Raw genomic sequence first — 18,093 nt, 5'->3', positions numbered from 1 at the left:
GAGTTTGGATAGGAAGGATGAGGCTTGGGAGTGCTTCATGGGGCGCCTGGGAAAATGGACGTGCTTCATTGTCCCATACCAGGCGCGGGGGGGGGCAACTCTAGCCTGCCAGTATCTCGTTGAACTCCAACACATTCAGATCAGGGTCCCGGATGAAGCAGACATTACGTCGGCCGTGGCCCATCGTTACCGGGCCTTCGCTGATCCTGATGTTTTCATGCGCCAGCCAGGCTACCAGCTCGTCCATGCTGTCGACAATAAAGGCGGTATGCGTATAGCCCGGCCGCTTGACCGGCGCGTCAAGAAGCACGTTGCCTTCACTGGCGGGCTCGCCGTTGTAGATCAAATATATCGCGATCGGGGCCGTTTGGGCCCGTCCCGGCGTCGAGACATCTTTGCTATTCTTCCCATATCACTGAGTGTTCGAGGGAGCGCATGCAAGCACTGTTGAAAAGCTTTTTGCTCTTTTTCGTGATTTCATTGTGCTCCGCTGCGGTGGTGCATGCTACGTCAGCGCAGCTTGATGGCGCAGGCACTGCTGTTTCCTCGGAACCGCCTATAGTCATAAAGGTAGAGCCTGCGTGCGCATTTCCGTCTGAAGCAAAAGTCCTTAAAGACCGCAATGGCGCTCTGCTCAAGGTTTGGCGATTCAAGGCGTCAACAAAATACACCGCTTCGTCCGTGCCTGAGGATTCGGGCCTGCTCGAGTATCAAAGGTACATTGCATCATTGGGGGGCGATGCAAAAAGGCCGCCCTTGAAAGTGCCTGCTGCGCTGAGTGATGAAGAAAAGCAGATATGGGATGCGGAAGTTCGCAACAATGAATCAATCCACCATTCGCAAATTGGGTCAATTGAGCCAATCAGTTGCTTGGATGCACTGCTATTTTCAGAACAGAATCGGCGTGTCCCTCAAATTGATGCTCCAACGGAGTTTATTGCGTCTGTATTGTCCCGCGTTGATCAGGGAGAGCATCAGTTGCTTGTTGTTTTTGGCGCTGGTCTTGACATGTTTCCTCCCAAATCCGTGTACGGCTTGGAGGTGGTGCAAGAGGCCGTTGGAGATGGATGGGAATACAGTTATATGATTCACAACCACACCATACAGAATCATCTTAACGATCCTGTTCCTGGCGTACCAGCCACCTAGTACAACGGATATTAGCTTCGCTAGGAGCCTGGCAAGCGACTATGGCCTAAAGGCCATACGAGTCACCAATGGCGTTTATACGTTTTCCTCGACTATCGTCGAAATAGGTGAGCTGGATGCACGGTAGCGATGTATTGGGCATTCTCGATGTTCCGTGCACTATTGGATAAAAATCCAATGCGACCGATCCTTGAGAATTAGCCGGAATTCCTACATGCTGCTAGATGGGGTGAAGTATGCAGAACCATGGGGCGCATACAACACGACAGGAGCACGACAGTCAGCCGATACGAGCAATGATCGCCGGCTACGGGGGTTATGGAGCAATTGCTGTCAGTTCCAGGCGTTCCTGGTTGTCGGCATCCCAGCCCTTGAAAAGATTAAGTTTTTCGCTAGGTTTGATGATAGCTCGAGTGGTGAACGACAGTGGTGCTTGGACAGTCTGCCGTTTCCGTGAGTCGGCCGTTCTGTCCGGGAACAGGCATTTGACGAGTGGCTCCCGCCTTGACAGCATCTACATTTGCCACCAGTAGTGTATGACCATTGTCGAGGTTAACGCCTGTTATATCCAGCAAGACTTGGGTAGGGAGCTGTCCGTCAGCATTGACGGCACCATAGAAGGCACAGGCTTTGTTGAACTGTGTTCCTTGCTTGCTGAAAGTGTGTGTCAGTGAGTTGATCCTGTCGCCGTTAACGGGAAATACCACCGTACCATCCAAGTAGGACGGAGACGTCACCTGTATCGCTATATCGTTCGCGTGAGCCGTCGACATTAGAAGGGCGGCGCCCAACGCAAAAAGGTACGAGTTGAGTTTTGCCGTTTTTCTTGCGCTGGATCGCATTAAACATCTGAGCCGTTGTGGTAATGAAACTTTTATAACGGCAGAGTATTGTGATTATTTAGTGTGCCAATGAGGACATGGTTAATACCTCATGCTAGATCGTTGGGTGACCTCGATCCGTTCCGTATCGACGCCAAATAGTAGAATGTCCTCGTTCATTTCGACTGCTTGACTAAGTCGATGCGTCGGCATCACTAGAATCTGTCCTCAGTGCAAAAGGAGCGGTTGCACCAATACCGGCTGAGTCACCGATGCTACGGACACTTTTATTGGCCAAGCAGCAACTGAACGGCTTTCTGGTTACGAAGAGCCTGAACGCTGAGCAGAAATAGATGCCGGCTAAATTCTTGGCCTTGATTCGTCAGTTTGAACACAGCTCGGCCAGGGCGCTGGCCGCTACGCTAGTACCATGGTTGTAGCCCATCGTGCGAATGTGGCGCTTAAGTCCAACGGGACCACCGAAGGCTTCCACACGAAGATGGAGATGCTCTCACTCCGAGCGTACTGGTCCAGGGATTTTGTGTATTACCACATGCGGTTCTTGGCCCAGTGCGGTTGGAATGGTGTGATTAACCGAGTTTGATGAGTGCGCATCCCCCGTTAATGGGAAAGAGCCAAAAAAGACGTCGGTTGATGTCTATTGGTTCGGTGATGGTGCCAGGGGCCGGAATCGAACCGGCACGCCTTACGGCGGGGGATTTTGAGATTGACTTTAACCAGTAGCATCTAACTACGCTGGAACACGTAAGTGCTTGCTGTGGCTGGTTTTTTAATATGACGGCCTGTTCTAACCTTACGCCTAGACCAGACCGATTTTGACCACATTTCCGTTGGCGTGGCTCCTGGTTGGTTCCTGCGTTTGCTACTGAACAGGAGGCATTGTGGCCAAGATCAAGCTCACCAAGACCGCCGTCGAGTCGGCCGTTCCCACCGAAAAAGACTATGAGTTGCGGGATACCGTCGTCCCTGGGTTTCTATGTAAAGTTACAGCCCAAGGGCGAAAAATCTTCATGCTCCAGTATCGCACGAATCAGGGGCAACGCCGCAAACCGAAGATTGGTCAGTTCGGAGAATTGACAGTTGATCAGGCCCGCTCCATCGCCCAGGACTGGTTGGCGGATGTGCGCAAGGGTAGTGACCCCAGCGCGGAGAAACTGGCGGCGCGCAAGGCGCCTACAGTTCAGGAACTGTGCAAGCAGTTTATTGAGGAATACTCGATACCACGCAATAAGCCGAGCACTGTTGAAACCTATCAAGACCAGATTGACCGCTACATTGTGCCAGCGTTAGGTGCGGTGAAAGTGCCTGATCTGACGCGGGTGCATGTCATGGACATGATGCGTGATATGGCAAGAATCGCCGTCACGGCCAATCGGGTTATGGCTTGCCTGCGCAAGATGCTCAATATGGCTGAGGTATGGGGCTACCGTCCTGATGGCTCCAACCCATGCCGTCATGTGCCGAAATATCGGGAAGACGGTGAGACACGTTACATCACGAACACTGAATTGGCGAGGCTGTATGAGTATCTTGACCGTGCCGATGCCGAAGGGCTGGAGCATCCGACGTTGACCTTGGCCGTTCGTTTGCAGTTTGAGTTTTCCGCCCGGATGTCCGAAATCAGGATGCTGGAATGGTCGTGGATCGACTTTGAAAATCGCCGCATTGTTTGGCCGGACAGTAAGACAGGAGAAATATCCAAGCCGATGAGCGAAGCCGCCTATCAACTGCTGAAAAACGCCTATCGCTTTGAGGGCTCTCCTTATGTGTGCCCGTCTATCTCTGATAGTCAGATCCCATTACCTTCCAGCACCTATTACAACGGTTGGCGTCGCATCCTTGACCGAGCCAAGGTGCCGCATGTCGGCACCCATGGTATCCGTCACCGTGCCGCCACGGATATTGCCAATTCCGGCGTGCCCATTAAGGTCGGCATGGCACTCACAGCCCACAAGACCGTTTCCATGTTCATGACATATGTGCATACGGAGGATGATCCGGTTCGTGCCGCTGCAGAGAAGGTGGCTAACTTGCGTCGGAACACTATAGATAGTCATTCGGAGGTTGCGGTGCCGGCTCCTACGGCGACTGAGGGTGGACAAATTCGTACCGACAGGGATAACTACCGCCTATTCAGGCATCATAAGATCAAGGGCCGAAGAACTCCGTCGAGGACAAAGCGGGCGTTGGCAGCAGGGAAAAGGGTGGTGGCATGATAAAGAAGAGGCTTTCCAGGGCGGAAAAATCCGCCGCTTTGTGTTGGCTACACGGTGGCGCTGAACTGGCGGTAAGCCGATGCCGAATGATTATTGGGGCTCAGCACACATTAGGGGCGCAGATATGACCAAGAGCAAGATATCATCCGCATCGCCATCAGCAGCACCGTCGGCGCTGCTGGGCGATATTCGGGGGGCTGATCGAGGCGTCGCGGCAGCGTGCCGTCTCGGCGGTGAATAGCGAGCTGACCATGCTCTACTGGCGTATCGGCCAGCGCATTCACACTCAGGTTTTGCAAGGTCGGCGAGCCGACTACGGAGAGGAAGTATTGCCTACGTTGGCTGCTCAGTTGGTGAAGGAGTACGGTAGCAGCTTTTCGGTGAAGAACTTGCGCCGCATGGTGCAGTTCGCTGTTACCTTTCCCGAAGAACGAATTGTCGTATCACTGATACGACAATTGAGCTGGACACACTTTATCGCTCTGATCCCCCTGAAAGATCCGCTCCAGCGAGATTATTACGCGCAGATGGCGAGTGCCGAACGCTGGAGCGTACGGACGCTGCGAGAGCGTATCGACTCGATGTTGTACGAGCGCACGGCGCTGTCCAAAAAGCCGGAGGAAACCATCGCGCAGGAGTTGGTGAACTTGCGTGATGCCCAGCGCATGACGCCGGCGCTGCTCATGCGTGACCCTTACATCCTCGACTTCCTTGGGCTGCGGGATTGCTGGCAGGAAAGCGATCTGGAGGGGGCCATAATCCGCGAAATGGAAGCCTTCCTGCTGGAGCTAGGCGCTGGTTTCTGCTTCGTGGCCAGACAGAAGCGCATCGTGATAGATGACGAAGATTTCCACCTTGACCTACTATTTTACAACCGAAAGCTGCGGCGGCTGGTGGCCGTTGAATTGAAGATCGGCGACTTCAAAGCGGCCTATAAAGGGCAGATGGAGCTTTACTTGCGTTGGCTCGACAAGCACGAGCGGGAGCCGGAGGAAGCCTCTCCTCTAGGGATCATCCTTTGCACCGGCAAGAAGCGGGAGCAGATTGAGTTGCTGGAACTGGACAAGTCGGGCATCCACGTTGCTGAGTACTTGACCAGCTTGCCGCCGCGCGCGGTGCTGGGCGAGAAGTTGCAGCAGGCGACTGAGCGGGCACGGTTGCAGATTGAGCAGCGGCAGCCTGACGAAGAATCCTGATAGCAGCATCTGTGTGTTCCACAGTCGGGACTGCGGACGGATCTGAACCTGGGGGCTTCTGCCTCTTTTTGCTCCGATAAATGGAGGTGAAGAAAGGAGCCCCACTGAGTGTGTGGATGCACAAGCCACCGAAGTCACTTGTGTACCGCTCAAGCACCGCCCCGTACTTCCTGCCATAAATGACCATACGCACGAGTCGACGCTGAATGGTGCTCTTACGAGAACCGGCTTCAACCGCTGGTGAACCAGTAGAAGATGAGGGGACACCCTTCCTTCACAATGAAGTGTAACCTAATACGCCTGCTTCAGCTCCTTCTTCTCCAACGAGTTAAGAAGATCAATATCCTTCCAATTCACTTGTGCATGACGTCTACTAATACTTGTCAAAAACACTTGTAAATCCGCTCTGCTGGGTTGGGCAAATTGAAGAGTTTTAAAGAGGTTTTTTATCCAAGCGGTTTTCTTCTTATCAGGTACATAGGGACACGAAAGGAGGTCAAGTAGAAGGTGGGCCTTTTCGCTATTCATCAAGATATCAGAAAGGTCGAATAATTTTTTCTCTGCTGCATCCAAGAGTTTAATTCTTAATCCTTGATATATATTGGAATCTCGTACATAGAACAGAGAGGCAACAATGGTGAAATATGTCAACTCTCCTGCACTGATAAAAAGTTCATCAATAATCTCTGGTGGCAACAGATGATTGTCTCCTAGCTCCCGCGTTGCTAGTGCTATATTGAAGGATTCAAGATGCACAAACCCTTCAATATCGCCGGCATGTTTGATACCGCATTGATCGTGCAGTAACGAGCAGGTTAGATCAAAAATTTTTTGGTGTATGGTCGGATATCCGGCTGGTAAATGTTTTTTGCTGAATCGGGCGGCCAAAATCAAGGACGTACTAAGTTTGTACGACGCACCAACAGAGGGGGCGACACTGTAAAGGAAGAACAGCACATCGAGCAGCACAACAAACGCATCAACATATCCACTATCTTGGATGGCGTCCGAAGAGGCATCATAATTAACCAACCTTTTGACTCGTTCTGTAATCACTGAGATCAAAAAAGAAGCAATCTCATCGTAGGTTGAATTATTTGAATGGCATAAAGCCTTAACTGAGTCAATGTAGCTTTTGGTTAATTTCCATGCGCTATGAATTTCTTTTGGGCTGAGTGTGCCCACCTTAGTTTGGACAAGAAATTTTTCAAAAAATGCATTAGCTTGTTGCCCCGCATCATATACAAGCCTTGCCTTGGATGAGGAAAACGGCCTACCTACACATGTTGACTTTGATGTATTTGTGTGAAGATTAAAATAAATTAGAACGTCTGCATACTTGTCATGAATTCTATTGGCAATAGACTCATTTTTGGCGAATATAAAAACGTCATCTACGTAACGTCGAAAATCATAGTCCTGTTGGAATTTTAAGTCCGTCAACGCTTGAATTACTCTCCGGTCAATTTCCTGGAATAGTATCTCAGCAAATACCCGGCTCATCTCAGGGCCTATTGGAATTCCATTTGTCTCACTATGATTGCCATGACGGATAACTCCATCGAACTCTTGGGCAAAGGTGGAGGAGACAGAGATGTGTGATTTTGTAAAAGGCTTGTCTTTAACTGCCCAGGAAAGGCAGTGTGTATAGATGCTGTCAAAGCATTTCGTGACATCAAGGGTTTTTAGAAAAGAAAATCTTTTTTCTAATGTTAGGTAATCCCTGGAATTGAAGAATTTATACAGGCGGTCGTATCCTCTATAAGAAAAAAATGAAGGCGCATGTTTGACATATTTGTCGATGCCGTCGATGGCGACAGAACCGGTTTTGTATTTATTGAGATTTTCCCATGAGCTCTTTGAGTAAAAACTGCTTGCGACTGTTTTTGGTGCGCGGATGGATGCTGGGCTTATCGAGCAATAGTGAATTATTAACTGTTCATATTTCTCATAGAATATCCTGGCTTTCCATTGAGAGGCTGGGTGTAATAGGGCGAGACGTCGAAAACTCTTTGAGTCTTTCTTGATCTTATATGTGTATGGTATGGTCGAGCTTGGTGGTTTGCCGACGCCCTCATGAAAGATCAGAGATTTGATGACGGTACTTTGCACGAGCCCGGCGCTGTCTAGGGTAGCAATCTGGTCATAGAGGCCGTCATTTGAGAAGATAATTGGTGTTTCAAACGGAGTGGTCTCCGTAATAAGGACTCTGTTGTAGTCGCTGCGGCGGATCCGATTTTTCTTCATTTTGTCGCTCTAGTAAATCCAGCAACTCTGGATTTCAGATATTCTTGTTGCAGAGAAATGGATAAAACTACGGTTGTTGTGTCCTCTTAGGAAGCTGTACGCGAGTAATTGGCGCTTTTGGTGTGCGGGGATTATTGTGTTTGTCATCGAAAAAACTCGACCTTTTTTCGACAGAACCGCATTTCTCAGGAATCTATCCAGCTCCTTCAGGCCGGCAGCGTCTTTGGAAATCAATGGATAGCTGTGATATATTCCGGCGATTTTCTTCCCGCCAGCTTTCGGGTCATACACACTGAAGTTCTGTGTTAAGAATGCGATCCGATCACGAAGTAACTCCCAGTCATTCGACTTGGCATGGCTTAGAAATGATCGAACAATTCTTGTTTTTATTCGTTTGATTTTTTTTCTTGCTATGTCTACGTGGACCTTTCTATATAGCTCCCCATCCTTCCTGCTTCCCGCCTCCCGTTTTGTGGGATTTTTGACTAAAAACTGATACCCAAGATAGTCGAATTGAAGGAGGTTTGCCGCGATTTCAGAACTTTCTTTTGTCACCCTGGTTGGCGCTGCGGAAATATTTTTCTTGTCAGGATTTAATTCAAGTCCAGGAGGAAGGAAAGAGTGCAACTCACGCAGAAATTCTGTTTCCTTTTCCCTTGCCGATGTCACAATAATGATGTCATCAACATACCGTGAATAGTAAAATGTATTGCTGGACCAGCGTATCTTCTGATCGAAATCCTGCATCATAATTTCTGATAGGACACCACTAATAGACAGTCCCCTTGGTACGCCTTGGCCTCCAATCGCAGCATGAACGTTGAGCAGAGCCTCGATTAGCTGTTTGCTATGTGGGCTCAAGCCCTTGATGCTGGTAACGGCATTAAGAATATGATTTTTCTGGAAAGACTCGAAGAATGAGCGAATATCCAGGCGATAAACCCGGTAAGGAACTCCCTCTTCCAAAAGGAGTTTTAGGTTTTTGACGATTTGGGATCGACTATCTGCGGACAGTGAGGTACATCTTTTTAAGTTCAGCCGAAGCTTTCGCTCCACTAGCTCGTCCTGGTGCCTGACCAAGCGATAAACGGTTTTTCCTTTAAGAGGGAATCCTGCCAGAGGTGTGGATGGGTGATCAAAGTAGGAAATGGCAGATATAAGCGCTTGACTGAGGAGTTGGTCTCGTAAGGCCGCTTGATCAGCGGCAGGGACTCTGCGGAAATCTCTCTTCGATAGAACACGTTCAAGCGTCTTTATACAAAAAGATTGATCGAACGAAGATGACCGCGACATTAGTCCCCTCTTTTGTCTTAAATTGCCAATCAGATAATTTTGCCGAACTCGGATACCCGCTTTTCATAAGCTGATGCTACTTTTTCGTGAAATCCAAGTGGAATGTACGCTTAGATATTAAACGAAACATCTGCTTGCGTCTCCGCTTCGCGCACCGCGCTGCTCCATGTTCGCTAACCGCTCATCCCTGACGGGACTGGCCTTCGCCAGCCTTCCACATCCCTGACGCCTTCGGCCCGGCTTCCCAGCTTCGGGCCTGCGCGCTTCGCTTGCTTGCGGGCGACACGCCAGACCTGGCCGTTGCCTGCCCAGCCATCTTTCCTGACTTCATCACCTTGTCCGCGACTGTAGCCCGTGGCCGTGTGCCGTCAAGGCGCGCCAGGCCGTGTCCTCGGCTGCGCTGCGGGCCGCACCACCCTGACGCTTGTTTCCTTGACAGCCCACGTTCGTGGGCTCCTGACCGTCGCGGGCGACGAACTCTGGAAAGACGGTGGCAATGAGGCCAACCGGGTTCTTCGTGCCGACCGCACATCAGCAGCTCAAAAGCTTTGGGCTTCCGAATCTTGGAATCCGGTGTGCGGTGAACAGCAAACCCTTTCTTTGTCAGGAGAAACATCATGCTTGCATCCTGCTTCGGTTCCCTTTCCCCGGTGCTTCGCAGCGACCGTCCACTGTCAGACGCTCAGATCAGGGCCGTGGTTCCGTCCATTTATGCCGATGCCCCACACGAAAGCCGTTCAGAACGCTACAGCTACATCCCCACGGCAGCGGTGCTGACGGAGCTACGGAAAGAGGGGTTTGAACCTTTCATGGTGACGCAGACCCGGGTACGTAACGAAGACCGGCGCGAACACACCAAGCACATGATTCGGCTACGCCATGCCAATCAGGTGAATGACAGCATCGCCAACGAAATCATTCTTTTGAACTCGCACGACGGCACGAGCAGCTATCAGATGCTGGCCGGGGCGTTTCGTTTCGTGTGCAGCAATGGCCTTGTATGCGGCGATACGGTGGCCGATGTACGCATCCCGCATAAAGGCGACATTACCGGGCAGGTCATCGAAGGCGCTTATGAAGTGCTGGACGGCTTCGAGCGGGTGCAGGAATCCCGAGAGGCCATGCAGGCCATTACGCTGGACGAAGGCGAAGCGGAAGTATTCGCCCGCGCCGCGCTGGCCCTGAAATACGACGACCCCGACAAGCCCGCGCCCATCACTGAAAGCCAGATTCTGATGCCGCGTCGCTATGACGACCGCCGCCCCGATCTGTGGATGACTTTTAACCGCCTGCAAGAAAACCTGATTAAAGGCGGTTTGCGTGGGCGCAGCGCCAACGGTCGCCGCCAGAGCACCCGGGCGGTGCAAGGCATTGATACCGATATTCGTCTGAACCGTTCCCTGTGGCTATTGGCCGAGGGTATGCGCCAGTTGAAAGCCTGATTCCCCTACGCGGCAGGGGCAGGCAGCCACCTTTGCCGCGCTTTTCATGGCTGCACTGCAAAACCTCAAGGAGTTTTCACCATGAACGCGATCCATCAAACCGAAACCCAAGCCATCGATACCGCTACGCAGGAAGTCGCCGCTCCGGCGCAAAACCTGATTGTTGTGCCACTGTCACAGCTTCGCGCTTCCAAGCGCAATGTACGCAAGATCAAACAGTCTGTTGATGCCCTGGCCGAGAGCATCGCCCGCGTGGGGCTGCTGCAAAACCTGACCGTCATCCTGGCCCGCGACGGCGAGCATTACGAAGTCGTGGCCGGTGGCCGCAGGCTCGACGCGCTCAAGCTGCTGGCAAAGACCCGCCGCATTCCTAAGGATTGGGCGGTGCCGTGCCTGCTGGTGGCCGACGCCAGCGCCCGCACTGTCAGCTTGACGGAAAACGTGCAGCGTGAAGCCATGCATCCCGCAGACCAGTTTGAAGCATTCGCCGCACTGGTGGCCGAAGGCCGACCCATCGAAGACATCGCGGCTGATTTCAGCGTGACCCCGCTGGTGGTGCAGCGCCGGTTGAAGCTGGCGAATGTCTCGCGGCGTCTGCTGGCCGATTATCGCGCCGATGCCGTCACCCTTGAACAGTTGATGGCGCTTGCCATCACGGACGACCACGCGGCCCAGGAGGCGGCGTTCTATGAAGCGCCTGAATGGCAACGCCAGCCGCACGCTTTGCGTGATCGGCTGACCGAGCGGGAGATAGACGCAGGCCATGCGCTGGTGCGTTTCGTGGGACTGGATGCCTACGAAGCCGCAGGCGGCGGCATTCGCCGTGATCTGTTCGCGCAGGACGATAGCGGCGTGTATGTCACCGACGCGGCGCTGTTGGAAACGCTGGTACGCCAAAAGCTGGACGAACACGCGGCCACCGTGAAGGCCGAGGGCTGGGCATGGGTGGATGCCACGCCCGCCGCCACCTATGCCGACCTGCAAGCCTTCCAACGCGCCCCGCGTGAGCGGCGCAACCCTACCAAGCGTGAAAGCGACCGCATGGACAAGCTGGAAACCAAAATGCAGGCCATTGGTGAAGCGATTGATGCCGCATTGGAAGATGACGACGAAGAAAAGGCCGACGCCTTGCAGGAGGAAGGCGATAGCTTGGGCGAACAATTGCAGGCTTTGGAAGATCGCTTGCTGGACTACGCCCCGAACGTCAAAGCCGCCGCTGGTGCCATTGTCACCCTTGACCGGCAAGGTCAGATTGTCGTCTATCGTGGCCTGATGCGTGAAGCCGAAGCGAAGGCGTTGCGCACCTTGGAGCGATTGCGGCAGGGATTCAGCGGCGAGGACGAAGCGCACGGAGACAACGAGGATGACGACCAGCCCAAGGCCGCCGTCATGTCCGACCGGCTGGCGCAACGCTTGAGCGCCCACCGCACCGCCGCGCTGCAAATAGAACTGGCGCGGAATCCACACGCCGCCCTGGCTGCTGTGGTGCATGGCATGGTGCAGACGGTCTTGCAAAAGGGTTATTACTATCGTGACAGTTTGCCGCTGGAAATACGGTTGACCGTGCAAGACCGGCTGGAAAGTATGGCCCCGGACTGGCCCGAATCCCCCGCCGCCGTTGCGCTGGCCGTACAGCAAAAAGCCATAGGCGAGGCGTTACCGATAGACAGCCCTGATCTGTTTGCCGTCTTGTTGGCAAAGTCGCAAGATGAACTGGTGCGGCTGCTGGCAGTATGCGCGGCGGCAAGTGTAGATGTCACCACACCCCGCGCTACGGAGCAGCAACCTGGCGAGAAACTGGCGCAGGCCGTGGGGCTGGATATGGCGGTATGGTGGCAGCCGACTGCCGAAAGCTATTTCCAGCACATTTCCAAGGCCATGATTCTGGATGCCGTGGGCGAGTTTGCACCTGACCACGTTTCCCGGCTGGCGAAGCTGAAAAAAGCCGACATTGCCAGCGAAGCGGAACGGCTGGTGGCCGGGTCGGGGTGGATGCCCGCTATTTTCCGGGTGGAAGGCCTGCAGGACACGGCGGCAGAGGAAGACGCAAGCGCCGAGGATGACAACACACAGAGCGAAGCGGTGGATATTGCCGCCGCATAACCCTGAAGCTAGGCCAGCGCCCCGGTTCAAGCCGGGGCGCTGGCTGTTCTCATCGGCTCAGATCCCACCGTCCCCCATGTCCTTCTGCCATGGGGGACGGTGGGCAAAATCCGGGCGCTGCATCGCCGCGCCCGGTGCCAACGGCCAAAACCAACAGCCAAAGCAAAAATCCAAATCAGCCGGTCGCCGCTTCGGAGGGGCAAGCGGCGACCGGAGCATGTGACACCAGCGCGCCTGGGGGCGGACGGCCATCGCTGCGCTGGACAAATCGCAGCCCATCCAGGCGCAAAGCACGGAATGACAAGGGCTGTCATAAAGTCTTCATCGTTTATGCACAGGCTTGCGCACAGAATCTGTGGATAAATCCGCGCGTGTCGGCGCAAGCGCCGTCGGGCTGTTGGGCTTCGCCCCATGCCGGCCTTGCCGTCACGGCCATTCGGCTTCCATCCCTCACGCCTTCGCGCCGGGGCGCTGCGCACTGCGTTTGCACGTTGCCTGATCCGCAACGATTACAGTCTGGCTGCGTTTCACGCAGGGGATGCCAAGGCAAACCCCAGTGACACGGTGGAGGCTGTTTTGCTTCCGGTCATTGTGTCATGGCGTTCTTATTTTCAAGGGCAGTGCGTCGCCGTGGGCGCCGCTTGCGGCCGCTGGCCGTCTTCGACCCTTGAAACCTGCGCTGCGCCATGCCTTCGGGTTCCGGGCAATCCCGCCCTGAACACTGGAGAGCATCATGAACAACACCATCGCCGCCCTGAGCTATGACAACATGGACGAGACATGCACCCTGTATGTGCGCAGTCCCAGCGGGCGCTACAAGTTGGCCAGCGACGAGCAGATTCTGGCGGCGGGCCGCACGGCTGCGGAAAGCCTGGTTTCCCAATCCTCGCCGGTCGATCAGCCGACCAAGGTGAAGCAGTTTTTTCAGGCCAAGCTGGCCGGGCTGGGCCACGAATGCGTCGCCTTCCTTTATCTGGACTCACGTTTCAAGCCGATTCGCTATATCGAACAGGGGGCGGGCACGTTGAACCAGGCCAGCGTCTATCCCCGCGAGATCGTGAAAACCGCCCTACGACTCAATGCTGCAGCGCTCATCATGGCGCATAACCATCCGTCGGGTTCAACCGAGCCAAGCATGGCCGACCTGAACCTGACCAAGCATCTGAAAAACGCGCTGGCGATGGTAGACGTACGGCTTCTCGATCATGTCATCGTGACGGCGGCAAGTACGACCTCACTGGCCGAGCGGGGGCAACTGTAAAGCCCCAACAACACAGCAGGGCACGACGCCCTGCTGTGTTGTTAGATCGGCAGAGCCAAGTGCTTTCGGCTTTTATATGGCGCCCCGCCAAACGGCAGCACGGGTCACGCTACGCCTGGGTTTGCTGGCGCAGGTTGCACGCAAGCGTGCCGTCCTCGATGCTGGCGGTTCTTTGTCTGGACATCACGAGGGGCGGTTCACCAACATGCCGCCCGGCCTGGCTTATGACGCTTCCACACCGCGTTTTCAAAGGCAGCGCCGCAGCATGCGGCGGGTGCATTTTCGCCCAACATCGAGAGCCTGATTCTTGCCCGCGTCATGGCGCTTGCCGGTCGAGCGTGTATGCGGCGAAACCGAGTCTGCCATGTCTCTTTGCAGGACGGTCGGCCTGTACGTCCTTGTCTTGTCGTGAATCCTGGCGGGGGACGGCAAGCCTTGGGCCTCGGCCGCAACCGTCCAGCACAAACAATTTCCCCGCCGCCCTGGGCGGCTTCCTCGCGAGACAAATTCTTTGTGCTTCCCGGCCCTCCACGCTGTTACGGCCGCTTGCGCGGTGCGGCCAGCCCACCCCCGCCGACCGGATCACAACAAGGACGCACTGGCGCGACCTTGATTTCCTTAAAAGGAGCATTACCATGGCTAACATCGGAACCTTCACCGCAGACAAAGACGGCTACACCGGCACCCTGCGAACCCTGACGCTCAACGTCAAGGTCAAGCTGGTCGCCAACGACAAGGGCGAAAACGACAAAGCCCCCGACTTCCGCTTGCAGGCAGCAGGCAATGACATCGGCGCGGCGTGGAAGAAAACCAGCGAGGCTGGGCGGGAATACTTGTCGGTGACCCTGGATGACCCCTCGTTTCCGGCCACTGTCTATGCCCGCCTGATCGAAGGCGAGGACGGCACGCATGATCTGCTGTGGACGCGCAGCAAGCCGCAGGCGGCTTAAACCACCGCGCCCCGCCTTTTGGCGGGGCGCATGTCCAGCCAAAGGCCCATGGCGGCACAGCCCCACGGGCCTTATGGTTAGACCTTACCTGCGGTAAGCTGGGTTTCTGTTTGGGTCATGAGCACTGCCGTGCTGCATTCCAGCGCTTCGGCGATCTTGAAGACAATCGCCAGCGTCGGCATGTGCTCGCCGCGCTCAATCTTGCCCAGGTGGGAGCGTTCGATGCCCGCGAGGTTCGCCAGCATTTCCTGAGCAATACCGCGTTCCGTGCGTAGCGCACGCACTGCGGCGCCGAAGGCCTGGGCCAGTTCGGCATCAAAGGTGGTGGCGCCGGGTGGCCGGCCGCGCTGTACGGGTCGCTTCTGCATAGACAGAAGCGTGTTTCGGCGGCACAATTAAAACCACGTTATCTTTAACTCATTCATCGGGATTTCGTCTTTTTCTTGTGTGATTACTGAAATCCGTAAGTGTGGATTCCCTTAAAAGCGGAGAATCACAATTGTGCTTTTCAGGGTTTGCGCACAAACGGCATTACGCTTGCCCGCTTTTACGGATTCGGGATTAACCGCTTCCGGGTCTTCGCACGGAAGCACAAAGACAGATCGACGGCTTTACGCTTTGGTAGAACACACGTGACCCATCCACTCATCACCGACGACGAACGCGCACAATTGCTCGCCCACGGGCAGGCACGGGCCGCAGGCCAGCGCATCGACCCGCTGCCTGTGGTGCGGATCTTCACGCCGGACGCTCATGCAACCTGGCTGTTGGTCGGCCTTGACCCGCAAGATGGCGATACGGCCTATGGCCTGATCGACCTGGGGATAGGGATGCCCGAACTGGGAACGGTGCAGCTTTCCGCCTTGGAGGCTATCGTCGGCCCGCGCAAGCAGCCCGTGATGCGCGACCGCTATTTCCAGGCGGTGCGCCCGTTATCGGAATATGTGCGCCTGGCGCAAGAAAACGGTTCGATCAAGGACTGAGCATCGGGCCTGCAAAACAAGCACGCACTCCATCTAATCAAGGCGCATTGAGACTATTTCAGTCATATTCAAGACCGGCAGAGTCTGAATCATGGGCCTTGCATAAATACGCGACGGCCCAGACTTAAAGAGTCATGATCTTTTGCGGGATATGAGGCAGGGTGAGGGATGCTGATTGCTGATTTTTCAGCGGTGCCGACATTGCATTCTGATTGCCAGCGCAAGGGTTGAGACCCAATCGGACTTGATATTTTCAGTTTCATTTTATGCGATTGGTAGTCAAATATTAACGCATTGAAACTGCGCTGTGTGCATTGTGCGATGACACGGCCCCGCTGAATAAAAAGGGGGTTTGCGTCATGGCTGATTCGCGCACCAGACACTGGCATCCGACCGCCGCGTATCTGTACGTGCTGCATCTGGACGGGCCGGCACTCGCCTGGGAATACCTGCGTCGCCATCCCGATTACCGGCAAGACTGGTTGCGCCGTGCCCAACGGCCCGACGCCGCGCAGCACTGGGGGCTGCGCTTGCTGGAAGACCCCGCCCTGGATGCGCGTGACGCGCATCCCATCTGGTTCCCCGATGCTCAGGGCGTTCATCTTTACCCGGACGCCGACCCCATGCCGGATGCCGCACCATTCACACTGTGGCGCATTCCTGGCGACAAATACCTGATTCATGACGGCGTGCGTTTGGTGCTGCGGGTGCGCTGGCCGGGTGGCCGCCTGCGGCTTGCGCTCGCTCCTGGTCTGGCCGACGGCATGGCTTACGTCTACGCCGTGCGTGCCGGCGCCGATCTCCTGGCGCACGCGCAAGCGCTCACGCTGGAAGTGAACAAGCTGGCCTTGGCCAGCGACACCATTCCCATTGCCGTCGTGCGGCCCCGGCCCACCTTGTCGGCCCTGCAGGAGCTGCACACCTTGCAGGCGCTTGATGCCACCCTGGCGGGGGCATCCTTGCGTGACATTGCTGAAGGGCTGCTTGGACCGAAGACGGTGGCCCGCGACTGGCATGCCGATGGCGCTTTGCGCGCCCGCATGCGTCGCCTGGTTCGGCGGGGCGATACGCTGATGCGCGGCGGCTACCGCCGCCTGGCACAGCTTCCCGCGCCGGTATAGGGACGATCTTCACCCCCTGCAAAACGTCCCTGAGCAGGTCGCCCGACTTTCTTGAGACTGTCTCCATCCGGCAGCGCTGGTGCCGCCGGTTCTACCGAACGATGGAGGAATATGTCATGCGACCCGCTCCCTTACGGCCCGCCGCCGCACCCGTTGCCATACCCGCGCAGCCCCAGCGCTATCTGACCAACGACGAAGCCGCCCAATACCTGCGCCTGTCGCCACGCACGCTGGAAAAGCAGCGCGTGATCGGCGGTGGCCCGAAGTTTCGCAAATTCGGTCGGCGTGTCATGTATGCAGTTGCCGACCTGGACACCTGGGCCGATGCGCGCAGCTATGAGGCGACCTCCGATCCGGAGTACGCCGAACGCCATGCGGGTGATTATCGTGACGGCCGCTGATCGTCTGCGCGCAGCCGGCCATCGTCATGTCTCGTTCGCCCGCCGCGCAGCCAGCACCGCAACAGGAGCAGCTTGCCCTGTTTCGTGCCTTGCCCGGCGACATGGCGCCGCGCGATGCCCAGGACTTGATGGCTTATCCGTTCTTCTCGCTGGCGAAGTCGCGGCGCGTTGCTCCCATCGACTTTCGCAGCGGGAACGCCACCATCCGCGTGGAAGGCACGCAGGAGCATGGCATTGCCACGATCTGGGATGCCGACATCCTGATCTGGGCCGCGTCGCAAATCGTGCAGGCACGCGATGCCGGCATCACGCCTTCGCGCTGGATACGCGCCACACCTTACGAAATCCTGCGTTTTATCGGGCGCGGCACCTCCCTGCGCGACTACCAACGTCTGAAAGCCGCTCTCGACCGGCTGCAATCGACCAGTGTGGCAACGTCCATCCGCGAAACCACGGGGCGGCGGCTGCACCGCTTTTCGTGGATCAACGAATGGAAGGAGCTGGCCGATGCCGGCGGCAAGCCGCTGGGCATCGAACTTATCTTGCCGGACTGGTTTTATGCGGGGGTGCTGGATGCGGCCCTGGTGTTGACTATCGACCCGGCGTATTTCCGTCTGACCGGCGGTATCGAGCGCTGGCTGTACCGCCTGGTGCGCAAGCACGGCGGCAAGCAGCCGGATGGCTGGCAATTCGACTTCCGGCACCTGCATCGCAAATCCGGCAGCACCGCCAGACCCTACGACTTCGCCTGCGATCTGCGCGCCCTGGTGGCCAAGCAATCGTTGCCCGGTTATGTGCTGGGCATCGAGTTGATTCCCGAAGGCGGGCGCGAGTTGCTGACCTTTCGGCCCGTGCCGGATACGGCACGGGGATAAGTCTGTGGATTGCT

General features: G+C 55.6%; 14 protein-coding genes and 1 pseudogene. 11 read left to right on the top strand and 4 right to left on the bottom strand.

Annotation, left to right across the window (positions count from 1 at the left end):
* Positions 1 to 100: 100 nt before the first annotated feature.
* Entirely contained in the window at positions 101 to 346 is a 246-nt protein-coding gene (locus CSC67_RS01025) for a VOC family protein (protein ID WP_209304246.1), read from the bottom strand.
* A gap of 89 nt (positions 347 to 435) precedes the next feature.
* Here CSC67_RS01025 and CSC67_RS21160 point away from each other — a divergent pair, with 89 nt between their 5' ends.
* From CSC67_RS21160 to CSC67_RS01010, 3 genes and pseudogenes are all read left to right on the top strand, one after another.
* Positions 436 to 1,149, top strand: a complete 714-nt coding sequence (locus CSC67_RS21160) for a hypothetical protein (protein WP_135227413.1) — start codon at positions 436 to 438, stop codon at positions 1,147 to 1,149.
* A 1,723-nt stretch (positions 1,150 to 2,872) separates the two neighbouring features.
* Positions 2,873 to 4,207 carry a tyrosine-type recombinase/integrase gene (locus CSC67_RS01015; protein WP_118992656.1) on the top strand — a complete coding sequence of 445 codons (1,335 nt, stop codon included), beginning with the start codon at positions 2,873 to 2,875 and terminating at the stop codon, positions 4,205 to 4,207.
* A gap of 124 nt (positions 4,208 to 4,331) precedes the next feature.
* Positions 4,332 to 5,403, top strand: a pseudogene (locus CSC67_RS01010) (PDDEXK nuclease domain-containing protein).
* Positions 5,404 to 5,694: 291 nt separating this feature from the next.
* On the opposite strand, the gene drt3b reads toward CSC67_RS01010, so the two are convergent.
* Together drt3b and drt3a are read right to left on the bottom strand one after the other, a co-directional pair.
* Positions 5,695 to 7,650, bottom strand: a complete 1,956-nt coding sequence (gene drt3b / locus CSC67_RS01005; RefSeq protein ID WP_118992655.1) for an antiviral reverse transcriptase Drt3b — start codon at positions 7,648 to 7,650, stop codon at positions 5,695 to 5,697.
* A gap of 9 nt (positions 7,651 to 7,659) precedes the next feature.
* Positions 7,660 to 8,943 carry an antiviral reverse transcriptase Drt3a gene (gene drt3a / locus CSC67_RS01000; protein WP_118992654.1) on the bottom strand — a complete coding sequence of 428 codons (1,284 nt, stop codon included), beginning with the start codon at positions 8,941 to 8,943 and terminating at the stop codon, positions 7,660 to 7,662.
* A 614-nt stretch (positions 8,944 to 9,557) separates the two neighbouring features.
* Between drt3a and CSC67_RS00995 the strand changes: the two genes are divergently transcribed.
* The 4 genes from CSC67_RS00995 (at position 9,558) to CSC67_RS00980 (ending at position 14,699) form a co-directional block, all read left to right on the top strand.
* Positions 9,558 to 10,385, top strand: a complete 828-nt coding sequence (locus CSC67_RS00995; protein WP_209304261.1) for a DUF932 domain-containing protein — start codon at positions 9,558 to 9,560, stop codon at positions 10,383 to 10,385.
* Between the two features lie 81 nt (positions 10,386 to 10,466).
* Positions 10,467 to 12,488 (top strand): ParB/RepB/Spo0J family partition protein, encoded by a 2,022-nt coding sequence (locus tag CSC67_RS00990; RefSeq protein WP_118992652.1) that lies wholly within the window; start codon positions 10,467 to 10,469, stop codon positions 12,486 to 12,488.
* A 733-nt stretch (positions 12,489 to 13,221) separates the two neighbouring features.
* Positions 13,222 to 13,749, top strand: a complete 528-nt coding sequence (locus CSC67_RS00985) for a JAB domain-containing protein (RefSeq protein WP_167752702.1) — start codon at positions 13,222 to 13,224, stop codon at positions 13,747 to 13,749.
* A 635-nt stretch (positions 13,750 to 14,384) separates the two neighbouring features.
* Entirely contained in the window at positions 14,385 to 14,699 is a 315-nt protein-coding gene (locus tag CSC67_RS00980; RefSeq protein WP_118992650.1) for a DUF736 domain-containing protein, read from the top strand.
* A gap of 77 nt (positions 14,700 to 14,776) precedes the next feature.
* On the opposite strand, the gene CSC67_RS00975 is transcribed toward CSC67_RS00980, so the two are convergent.
* Positions 14,777 to 15,067: a helix-turn-helix domain-containing protein gene (locus tag CSC67_RS00975; RefSeq protein ID WP_118992649.1), complete on the bottom strand. Its 291-nt coding sequence runs from the start codon at positions 15,065 to 15,067 to the stop codon at positions 14,777 to 14,779.
* Positions 15,068 to 15,331: 264 nt separating this feature from the next.
* Here CSC67_RS00975 and CSC67_RS00970 point away from each other — a divergent pair, with 264 nt between their 5' ends.
* The 4 genes from CSC67_RS00970 (at position 15,332) to CSC67_RS00955 (ending at position 18,079) form a co-directional block, all read left to right on the top strand.
* The gene (locus tag CSC67_RS00970; protein WP_118992648.1) at positions 15,332 to 15,682 is read left to right on the top strand and encodes a DUF2958 domain-containing protein; all 351 of its coding nucleotides are present in this window, start codon (positions 15,332 to 15,334) and stop codon (positions 15,680 to 15,682) included.
* Between the two features lie 359 nt (positions 15,683 to 16,041).
* Positions 16,042 to 16,803, top strand: coding sequence for a DUF7011 domain-containing protein (locus CSC67_RS00965; RefSeq protein ID WP_118992647.1), 762 nt, complete (start codon positions 16,042 to 16,044; stop codon positions 16,801 to 16,803).
* Between the two features lie 116 nt (positions 16,804 to 16,919).
* Entirely contained in the window at positions 16,920 to 17,204 is a 285-nt protein-coding gene (locus CSC67_RS00960) for a helix-turn-helix transcriptional regulator (protein WP_118993153.1), read from the top strand.
* 26 nt (positions 17,205 to 17,230) lie between these two features.
* A complete protein-coding gene (locus CSC67_RS00955; protein WP_209304245.1) occupies positions 17,231 to 18,079 on the top strand; it encodes a replication initiator protein A in 849 nt (282 codons plus the stop codon).
* Positions 18,080 to 18,093 lie beyond the last annotated feature (14 nt).

The sequence above is a fragment of the Pusillimonas caeni genome (assembly GCF_003545815.1).
In the GTDB taxonomy this organism is placed as follows: domain Bacteria; phylum Pseudomonadota; class Gammaproteobacteria; order Burkholderiales; family Burkholderiaceae_B; genus Pusillimonas; species Pusillimonas caeni.
This window is presented reverse-complemented; position numbering and strand designations above follow the sequence as displayed.

Excerpts from the sequence above, each read along its gene's own strand:
- CSC67_RS00975 (WP_118992649.1), bottom strand. The coding sequence starts at position 15,067 with ATGCAGAAGCGACCCGTACAGCGCGGCCGGCCACCCGGCGCCACCACC.
- CSC67_RS00965 (WP_118992647.1), top strand. The coding sequence starts at position 16,042 with ATGGCTGATTCGCGCACCAGACACTGGCATCCGACCGCCGCGTATCTG.
- CSC67_RS00980 (WP_118992650.1), top strand. The coding sequence starts at position 14,385 with ATGGCTAACATCGGAACCTTCACCGCAGACAAAGACGGCTACACCGGC.
- CSC67_RS21160 (WP_135227413.1), top strand. The coding sequence starts at position 436 with ATGCAAGCACTGTTGAAAAGCTTTTTGCTCTTTTTCGTGATTTCATTG.
- CSC67_RS00960 (WP_118993153.1), top strand. The coding sequence starts at position 16,920 with ATGCGACCCGCTCCCTTACGGCCCGCCGCCGCACCCGTTGCCATACCC.
- CSC67_RS00955 (WP_209304245.1), top strand. The coding sequence starts at position 17,231 with ATGTCTCGTTCGCCCGCCGCGCAGCCAGCACCGCAACAGGAGCAGCTT.
- drt3b (WP_118992655.1), bottom strand. The coding sequence starts at position 7,650 with ATGAAGAAAAATCGGATCCGCCGCAGCGACTACAACAGAGTCCTTATT.
- drt3a (WP_118992654.1), bottom strand. The coding sequence starts at position 8,943 with ATGTCGCGGTCATCTTCGTTCGATCAATCTTTTTGTATAAAGACGCTT.
- CSC67_RS00990 (WP_118992652.1), top strand. The coding sequence starts at position 10,467 with ATGAACGCGATCCATCAAACCGAAACCCAAGCCATCGATACCGCTACG.
- CSC67_RS00985 (WP_167752702.1), top strand. The coding sequence starts at position 13,222 with ATGAACAACACCATCGCCGCCCTGAGCTATGACAACATGGACGAGACA.